Genomic DNA, 8,454 nt, shown 5'->3' with positions numbered 1-8,454 from the left:
CCTTGAGTTCGTCCGCCGCCCTGGTCCCGCCGCACGTCGCCCCCTGTGTACGGATCCCGTCAAGATTCGGCCTACGCCCGTAGGGATGGCGTCAAGAAAGGCAATACGGGGCTATTTCGGCGTTTTCCTTGGTCTTGCGTCGCTCATCCTGGGCGGCGGACGAACTCAAGGAGTGGGGATGGCAGACGTCATCTTCGTCGCCCTGACGATCGCGATCTTCGTGGTCCTCGGGCTGATAGTGAAGGCGGTGGAGCGGCTGTGAGCGCCGTCAACGCCACCGGCCTGGTCGTGGTGGTGGCCCTGGTGATCTTCATGGTCGTGGCCCTGTTGTTCCCGGAGCGTTTCTGATGAGCACGACCTCCGCCGGGATGATCTTCATCGTCTCGCTGATCGCCGCGCTGGTCCTGGTGCACCGGCCGCTCGGCGACTACATGTACCGCGTCTACTCGACCGCCCGGCACAACGCCGTGGAACGGGTCGTCTACCGCCTGCTGGGCGTGCGCACCGACGCCGAGCAGTCCTGGGGCGTGTACGCGCGCGGCGTGCTCGCGTTCTCGGTGATCTCGGTCCTGGTCGTGTACGGCATCCAGCGGCTGCAGGACAAACTGCCGCTGAGCGTGGGCATGGAGCCGGTGACCGACCACATCGCGTGGAACACGGCGATCAGCTTCGTCACCAACACCAACTGGCAGGCGTACTCCGGCGAGTCCACGATGGGGCACCTCACCCAGATGGCCGCGCTCGCCGTGCAGAACTTCGTCTCGGCCGCCGTGGGCATGGCGGTGGCGGTCGCGCTGGTGCGCGGCTTCGCCCGCCGCCGGTCCGGCACGGTCGGCAACTTCTGGGTGGACCTGGTGCGCGGCACCGTCCGGATCCTGCTGCCGATCTCGTTCGCCGGCGCGCTGGTGCTGGTCGCCGGCGGGCTGATCCAGAACTTCTCCGGCGTGCACGAGATCACCACGCTGACCGGCGGCGGCCAGGCGATCACCGGCGGGCCGGTCGCCTCCCAGGAGGTGATCAAGGAACTGGGCACGAACGGCGGCGGCTTCTACAACGCCAACTCCGCCCACCCCTTCGAGAACGCCGCCACCTGGACGAACTGGTTCGAGATCTTCCTGATCCTGCTGATCCCGTTCGCGCTGCCGCGTACCTTCGGCCGGATGGTCGGCCAGCTCCGGCAGGGGTACGCGATCCTCGCCGTGATGGGCGTGATCGCGCTGACCAGCGTGCTGCTCACCAACGTCTTCGAACTGTCCGGCGGCGCCACCGTGCCGCAGGCGGCGGGCGCGGCGATGGAGGGCAAGGAGGTGCGCTTCGGCGTCTCGAACTCGGCCACCTTCGCCGCCGCCACCACGCTCACCTCGACGGGGGCGGTGAACTCCTTCCACGACTCCTACACCCCGTTCGGCGGCATGATGACGCTGGTCAACATGATGCTGGGCGAGGTCGCCCCCGGCGGGGTCGGCTCCGGCCTGTACGGCATGCTGATCCTCGCGGTGATCACCGTGTTCGTCGCCGGGCTGATGGTCGGCCGCACCCCGGAGTACCTGGGCAAGCGCATCGGCGCCAGGGAGATCAAGCTCGCCTCGCTGTACTTCCTCGTCACGCCGGTGCTGGTGCTGGCCGGGACCGCGTTCGCGATGGGCTCGCCGGAGCGGCGCGCGAGCATGCTCAACGGCGGGCCGCACGGGCTGTCGGAGATCCTGTACGCCTTCACCAGCGCCTCCAACAACAACGGCTCCGCCTTCGCCGGCCTGACGGTCAACACCCCGTGGTACGACGTGGCGCTCGGCCTGTGCATGGCCTTCGGCCGGTTCCTGCCGATCATCCTGGTGCTGGCGCTGGCCGGGTCGCTGGCCGCCCAGTCGCCCGTCCCCGAGGGCGCGGGCACGCTGCCCACGCACCGGCCGCTGTTCATCGGCATGGTCGTCGGCGTCACCGTGATCCTGGTCGCCCTCACCTTCCTCCCGGCCCTCGCGCTCGGCCCCCTCGCAGAAGGACTGTCCTGACATGTCAACCCCCGTGCTGGAGAAACCGGCGCACCGGAACGGCCGGGTCGGCGGCGGCCTGCTCGACCCGAAACAGATGATCCGCTCGCTGCCGGACGCGCTGCGCAAGCTCAACCCCGCCACGCTGTGGCGCAACCCGGTGATGTTCATCGTCGAGATCGGCGCCGTCTTCTCCACCGTGCTGGCCGTGCTCGACCCGTCGTTCTTCGCCTGGGCGATCGTGGTGTGGCTGTGGCTGACCGTCGTCTTCGCCAACCTGGCCGAGGCCGTGGCCGAGGGACGCGGCAAGGCGCAGGCCGCCACGCTGCGCAAGGCCAAGACCGACACCCAGGCCCGCAGGCTGCGCGACCCCGGCGAGCCCGGCGCCTGGGAGCTCGTCCGGGCCCCCGAACTGCGGCAGGGCGACCACGTGATCGTCGAGGCCGGGGAGACCATCCCGGGCGACGGCGACGTGGTCGAGGGCATCGCCTCGGTGGACGAATCGGCCATCACCGGCGAGTCCGCCCCGGTCATCCGCGAGTCCGGCGGCGACCGCTCGGCGGTGACGGGCGGGACCAAGGTGCTGTCCGACCGGATCATCGTCAAGATCACGCAGAAGCCGGGCGAGAGCTTCATCGACCGGATGATCGCCCTGGTGGAGGGCGCCAACCGGCAGAAGACGCCCAACGAGATCGCGCTGAACATCCTGCTGGCCGCGCTGACGATCATCTTCCTGGTCGCCACCGTCACCATGCAGCCGCTGGCCATCTACTCCAAGCTGGTCAACCCGGGCGTGCCCGACTCCCTCGCGCTGAACGCCGACGGCGTGTCCGGCGTGGTGCTGGTCTCGCTGCTGGTCTGCCTGATCCCGACCACCATCGGCGCGCTGCTGTCGGCCATCGGCATCGCCGGCATGGACCGCCTCGTGCAGCGCAACGTGCTGGCCATGAGCGGGCGCGCGGTGGAGGCGGCCGGGGACGTGTCCACGCTGCTGCTGGACAAGACCGGCACCATCACGCTGGGCAACCGGCAGGCCGCCGAGTTCGTCCCGGTGGCGGGCATCGGCGAGCAGGACCTCGCCGAGGCCGCGCAACTGTCCAGCCTGGCCGACGAGACCCCCGAGGGCCGCTCCATCGTGGTCTACGCCAAGGAGCGCTACGGGCTGCGGGAGCGGGAGATCCACGGCGCCGAATGGGTGCCGTTCACCGCCCAGACCCGCATGTCCGGGGTCAACCTGGACGGCCGGGAGGTGCGCAAGGGCGCGGCCACGGCGGTGATGAAGTGGGTGCGCGACGCCGGCGGCCACCCCACCGACGAGATCGGCCACCTCGTGGACGGCATCTCCGCCTCCGGCGGCACCCCGCTCGTCGTGGCGGAGCGCGGCCGGGTGCTCGGCGTCATCCACCTCAAGGACGTCGTCAAGGCCGGCATGCGCGAGCGCTTCGACGAGATGCGCCGCATGGGCATCCGCACCGTCATGATCACCGGCGACAACCCGCTGACCGCCAAGGCCATCGCCGACGAGGCCGGCGTGGACGACTTCCTCGCCGAGGCCACCCCCGAGGACAAGCTCGCCCTGATCAGGAAGGAGCAGGCGGGCGGCCGGCTGGTCGCCATGACCGGCGACGGCACCAACGACGCCCCCGCCCTGGCCCAGTCGGACGTCGGCGTCGCCATGAACACCGGCACGTCCGCCGCCAAGGAGGCCGGCAACATGGTCGACCTCGACTCCAACCCGACCAAGCTCATCGAGATCGTCGAGATCGGCAAGCAACTGCTGATCACCCGGGGCGCGCTGACCACGTTCTCCATCGCCAACGACATCGCCAAGTACTTCGCGATCATCCCGGCCATGTTCACGGCCGTCTACCCCGGCCTGGACGCGCTCAACATCATGCGCCTGGCCAGCCCGCAGTCCGCGGTCCTGGCGGCGGTGATCTTCAACGCGCTGGTCATCATCGCGCTGATCCCGCTGGCCCTGCGCGGGGTGCGCTACCGGCCGTCGAGTGCGTCCAAGCTGCTCTCGCGCAACCTCCACCTCTACGGCCTGGGCGGCATCGTGGCCCCCTTCGCCGGCATCAAGATCATCGACCTCATCATCCAGTTCCTCCCCGGGATGGCCTGACATGGAACGCCTGCCAAGCTGGCTGCGCCAGCACCTCGCCGCCCTCCGGGCGGTCGCCGTCCTGACCGTGCTGCTCGGCCTGGCCTACCCGCTGGTCACCACCGGCGTCGCCCAGGTCCTGTTCAACGAGCACGCCAACGGCTCCATCGTCCAGGCCGGCGGCAAGGACGTCGGCAGCGCGCTCATCGGCCAGTCCTTCACCGACGCCGACGGCAACCCGGTCAGGACGTACTTCCAGTCCCGCCCGTCGGCGGCCGGCGACGGCTACGACCCCACCTCCAGCGGCGCCAGCAACCTCGGCCCCGAAGACGTCGTGGACGTGCTCGCCGCGCCCGGCACCGAGGGCAAGGAGTCACTGCTCACCCGGGTCTGCGCCCGCTCCAAGGCGATCGGCGAGCTGGAGGGCGTCAGCGGCGCCCGCCCGTACTGCACCCCCGACGGGGTCGGCGCGGTGCTCAAGGTCTTCCCCGGCCGCGCCGTCAGCGTGAACCAGGCGTGCCCGGCCGTCCCCTTCGTCGCCGCGTACCAGGGGCTCCCGGTGGAGTGCGCCCGGCCGGGCGAGGACTACGCGGCCGGCCGCACCGTCCCCGTGCGCGGCGACGTGCGCGCCGTGCCGGTGCCCGCCGACGCCGTGACGGCCAGCGGCTCCGGCCTCGACCCGCACATCTCCGTCGCCTACGCCGAACTCCAGGCCCCCCGCGTCGCCAGGGAACGCGGGCTGCCGCCCGACCGGGTGCGCGAGCTGATCGGCGCGCACACCACCGGCCGCGCGCTCGGCTTCATCGGCGAACCCGCGGTCAACGTGCTCGACCTGAACCTGGCCCTCGACCGGCCATGACCCGGGGCCGGCTGCGGGTCTACCTCGGGGCGGCTCCCGGGGTGGGCAAGACCTACGCGATGCTCGGCGAGGCCCGCCGGGCCATCGAACGCGGCCGGGACGTGGTCGTGGGTCTCGTCGAGACCCACGACCGCCCCCGCACCGCGGAACTGCTGGACGGCCTCGAGGTCGTCCCCCGGACGAGCCTGGTCCACCGGGGCGCGACGTTCACCGAGCTGGACACCGCGGCCGTCATCGCCCGGCGGCCCAGGGTGGCGCTGATCGACGAGCTGGCCCACACCAACGTGCCCGGCTCGAAGCACGCCAAGCGCTGGCAGGACATCGACGAGATCCTCGACGCCGGCATCGACGTCGTCTCCACCGTCAACGTCCAGCACCTGGAGTCGGTCAACGACGTCGTCCAGCAGATCACCGGAGTGCCGCAGCGCGAGACCGTGCCGGACGAGGTGGTCCGCCGGGCCGACCAGGTCGAGCTGGTGGACATGTCGCCGGACGCGCTGCGCCGCCGGATGGCCCACGGCAACGTCTACGCCCCGTCGAAGGTGGACGCGGCGCTGTCGAACTACTTCCGCGTCGGCAACCTCACCGCCCTGCGCGAGCTGGCCCTGCTCTGGGTCGCGGGCAAGGTGGACGACCAGCTCGACCGCTACCGCGCCGACCACGGCATCGAAGGCACCTGGGAGACCCGCGAACGCGTCGTCGTCGCCGTCACCGGCGGCCCGGAAGGCGACACGCTCGTCCGCAGGGCCGCCCGCATCGCCGCCCGCTCGAAAGGCGCCGACCTGCTGGCGGTCCACGTGACCAGCGCCGACGGCCTGGCCGGCGCCGACCCGGCCAACCTGGCCCGCCAGCGCACCCTCGTGGAGAGCATGGGCGGCACCTACCACCAGGTCGTCGGCGACGACATCCCGCGCGCCCTGCTGGACTTCGCCCGCGGCGTCAACGCCACCCAGCTCGTCCTGGGCGCCTCCCGCCGGGGCCGCTTCGCGCAGCTCTTCTCGCGCGGCGTCGGCGTGGAGACCACGGCCCGGTCGGGCTCCATCGACGTGCACATGATCACGCACGAGGAGGCGAAGAAGGGCCGCCGGCGGCCGGCCCGCTCGCGGGCCGCGCTCACCCGCAGCCGGCGGCTGGCCGGGTGGGCGCTCGCGGTGGCCGGCATGCCGCTGCTCACCGCCGTGCTCGCGCCGCTGCGCGAGCTGGTCTCGCTGCCCAGCGAGATCCTGTTCTTCCTCACCCTGACGGTCGGGGTCGCGCTGGTGGGCGGGACGTGGCCGGCCATCACCGCCGCGGTCGGCGGGTCGCTGCTGCTCAACTGGTACTTCACGCCGCCGCTCGGCGAGTTCACCATCAACGACCCGGAGAACCTGTTCGCGCTGCTCGTCTTCGTGCTGGTCGCCGCCGCGGTCAGCACGATCGTGGACATCGCCGCCCGCCGCACCCGCGAGGCCGCCCGCGCCGGGGCCGACGCCGAACTGCTGTCCACGCTGGCCGGGCACGTGCTGCGCGGCGGGGCCGCGGTGCCGTCGCTGCTGGAGCGCATGCGCGAGACGTTCGCGCTGACGTCGGTGACGCTGCTGGAGCGCCAGGGCGAGCCCGCCCCGGACGACCAGGCCGACCCCGGCGCCTGGCGGATCGTGGCGACCAGCGGCGGCGCGCCGTCCACGTGCCCCGGCCACGCCGACACCGACGTCGTCATCGACGAGGACCTGGTCCTGGCCGCCCACGGCGGGCCGCTGGACGCCGCCGACCGCACCGTGCTGGAGGCGTTCGCCGCCGAGGTCGCCGTCGCGCTGCGCCAGGAACGCCTGCAGGAGGCGGCCGAGCAGGCGCGCCCGCTGGCCGCGGCCGACCGGATGCGCACCGCGCTGCTCGCCGCCGTCAGCCACGACCTGCGCACCCCGCTCGCCTCCGCCAAGGCGGCCGTCGAGAGCCTCGGCAACACCGACATCGCCTGGTCGCCGCAGGACCGCACCGAGCTGCTCGCCACCGCCCGCGAGTCCCTCGACAAGCTGGCCCGGCTGGTGGCGAACCTGCTCGACATGAGCCGCCTGCAGGCGGGCGTGCTCGGCGTCACCCCGGAGCCGATCGCCCTGGAGGAGGTCGTGCCCCGCGCCGTGGACGACCTGGGGCCGTCACGGGAGCGTGTCGAGGGTGACATCTCCATCGAGCTGCCCGAGATCCTCGCCGACCCCGCCCTGCTCGAACGCGTGCTGGTGAACCTGATGGCCAACGCCGTCCGCTACAGCCCGCCCGGCGCGCCCGTGCTGATCACGGCGAGCCGGCACGGCGGCCACGTGGAGATCCGCGTCGTCGATCGGGGGCCGGGCATCCCGCCGGAGGCGCACGACCGGGTCTTCCAGCCGTTCCAGCGGCTCGGTGACCGCGACAACCACTCCGGCGTGGGGCTCGGCCTGGCGCTGTCACGCGGCCTGAGCGAGGCCATGGGCGGCACGCTCGTCCCCGAAGAGACACCAGGGGGAGGTCTGACCATGATCCTCACCCTGCCGATCAGCACGACGACCAGCACGACGATCAGCACCACGACCGGCACCACGGCCAGTCTGCCGATCGTCACCAACCGGACGGTGAACCCGTGACCCGCATCCTCGTCGTCGACGACGAACCCCAGATCCTGCGCGCCCTGCGCATCAACCTGGCCGCCCGCCACTACGAGGTCGCCGTCGCCCCCGACGGCGCCTCCGCGCTCAGGGCGGCCGTGGACGCCACCCCCGACCTCGTCATCCTCGACCTCGGCCTGCCCGACCTCGACGGCGTGGACGTCATCCACGGCCTGCGCGGCTGGACCACCGTCCCGATCATCGTGCTGTCCGGCCGGGCCGGCAACCAGGACAAGATCGAGGCCCTGGACGCCGGGGCCGACGACTACGTGACGAAACCGTTCGGCATCGACGAACTGCTCGCGCGGGTGCGGGCCGTCACCCGGCGCACCGCCATCCAGGAGGCCGAACTGGCCACCATCGAGCTCGGCGACCACGTCATCGACCTGACCAGCAAGACCGTCTCCGGCGACGTGCGGCTCACCCCGACGGAGTGGCACATCCTGGAGCTGCTGCTGCGCAACCCCGGCAAGCTGATCAGCCAGCGGCAGGTCCTCACCGAGGTGTGGGGCAGCCGCTTCGTCAAGGAGACCCACTACCTGCGCCAGTACATGGCCCAGCTCCGCAGGAAGCTGGAGCGCGACCCGGCCCACCCCGAACACCTGATCACCGAGCCCGGGATGGGTTACCGGTTCACGCCCTGACCCCGCGCGGTCAGCGGCCGACGTCGCGGCGCATCAGGTCGTCCGGCCGCTCCCGGCGCACCACCGGCCGGGCCCGGCCGCCGGCGACGACGATCACCGGCGGGCGGCAGGTCAGGTTGTAGGTGGAGGCCATCGCGTGATGGTAGGCCCCCGTCGCGGCGATCGCCAGCAGGTCGCCCGCGCGCAGGTCGGCGGGCAGCGGCAGGTTCTCGGCGATGACGTCGCCCGCCTCGCAGTG

The 8,454-nt window shown here is 71.9% G+C and carries 7 protein-coding genes and 1 pseudogene; 7 read left to right on the top strand and 1 reads right to left on the bottom strand.

Annotation, left to right across the window (positions count from 1 at the left end):
• The 7 genes from FAF44_RS50190 to FAF44_RS50160 all read left to right on the top strand — a co-directional run.
• Positions 1–262, top strand: a 262-nt coding sequence (locus tag FAF44_RS50190; RefSeq protein ID WP_237110577.1) for a hypothetical protein, incomplete at its 5' end; no start/stop codon positions are given.
• Positions 259–348, top strand: a complete 90-nt coding sequence (gene kdpF / locus FAF44_RS50185; RefSeq protein WP_055504528.1) for a K(+)-transporting ATPase subunit F — start codon at positions 259–261, stop codon at positions 346–348. The genes FAF44_RS50190 and kdpF, both read left to right, overlap by 4 nt.
• Positions 348–2,009 (top strand): potassium-transporting ATPase subunit KdpA, encoded by a 1,662-nt coding sequence (gene kdpA / locus FAF44_RS50180; protein ID WP_237110576.1) that lies wholly within the window; start codon positions 348–350, stop codon positions 2,007–2,009. Before kdpF ends, kdpA begins: the two co-directional genes overlap by 1 nt.
• 1 nt (position 2,010) lies before the next feature.
• On the top strand, positions 2,011–4,113 hold the full coding sequence (kdpB, locus tag FAF44_RS50175) for a potassium-transporting ATPase subunit KdpB (RefSeq protein WP_272896145.1): 2,103 nt from the start codon (positions 2,011–2,013) through the stop codon (positions 4,111–4,113).
• Position 4,114: 1 nt separating this feature from the next.
• Positions 4,115–4,951: a potassium-transporting ATPase subunit C gene (locus tag FAF44_RS50170; protein WP_237110575.1), complete on the top strand. Its 837-nt coding sequence runs from the start codon at positions 4,115–4,117 to the stop codon at positions 4,949–4,951.
• Entirely contained in the window at positions 4,948–7,551 is a 2,604-nt protein-coding gene (locus FAF44_RS50165; protein ID WP_237110574.1) for an ATP-binding protein, read from the top strand. The genes FAF44_RS50170 and FAF44_RS50165 overlap by 4 nt, the downstream gene beginning before the upstream one ends.
• Positions 7,548–8,216, top strand: a complete 669-nt coding sequence (locus FAF44_RS50160; RefSeq protein WP_237110573.1) for a response regulator — start codon at positions 7,548–7,550, stop codon at positions 8,214–8,216. The genes FAF44_RS50165 and FAF44_RS50160 overlap by 4 nt, the downstream gene beginning before the upstream one ends.
• 10 nt (positions 8,217–8,226) lie before the next feature.
• Here the strand turns inward: FAF44_RS50160 and FAF44_RS50155 are convergent.
• A pseudogene (locus FAF44_RS50155) lies at positions 8,227–8,454 on the bottom strand (diaminopimelate decarboxylase); the annotation flags it as partial.

This window comes from Nonomuraea sp. MG754425, assembly GCF_021699195.1.
GTDB lineage: Bacteria > Actinomycetota > Actinomycetes > Streptosporangiales > Streptosporangiaceae > Nonomuraea.
This window is presented reverse-complemented; position numbering and strand designations above follow the sequence as displayed.

What these genes read in the sequence shown, in the direction of transcription:
- kdpA (WP_237110576.1), top strand. Translation starts at nt 348, where the DNA reads ATGAGCACGACCTCCGCCGGGATGATCTTCATCGTCTCGCTGATCGCC.
- kdpB (WP_272896145.1), top strand. Translation starts at nt 2,011, where the DNA reads ATGTCAACCCCCGTGCTGGAGAAACCGGCGCACCGGAACGGCCGGGTC.
- FAF44_RS50170 (WP_237110575.1), top strand. Translation starts at nt 4,115, where the DNA reads ATGGAACGCCTGCCAAGCTGGCTGCGCCAGCACCTCGCCGCCCTCCGG.
- FAF44_RS50165 (WP_237110574.1), top strand. Translation starts at nt 4,948, where the DNA reads ATGACCCGGGGCCGGCTGCGGGTCTACCTCGGGGCGGCTCCCGGGGTG.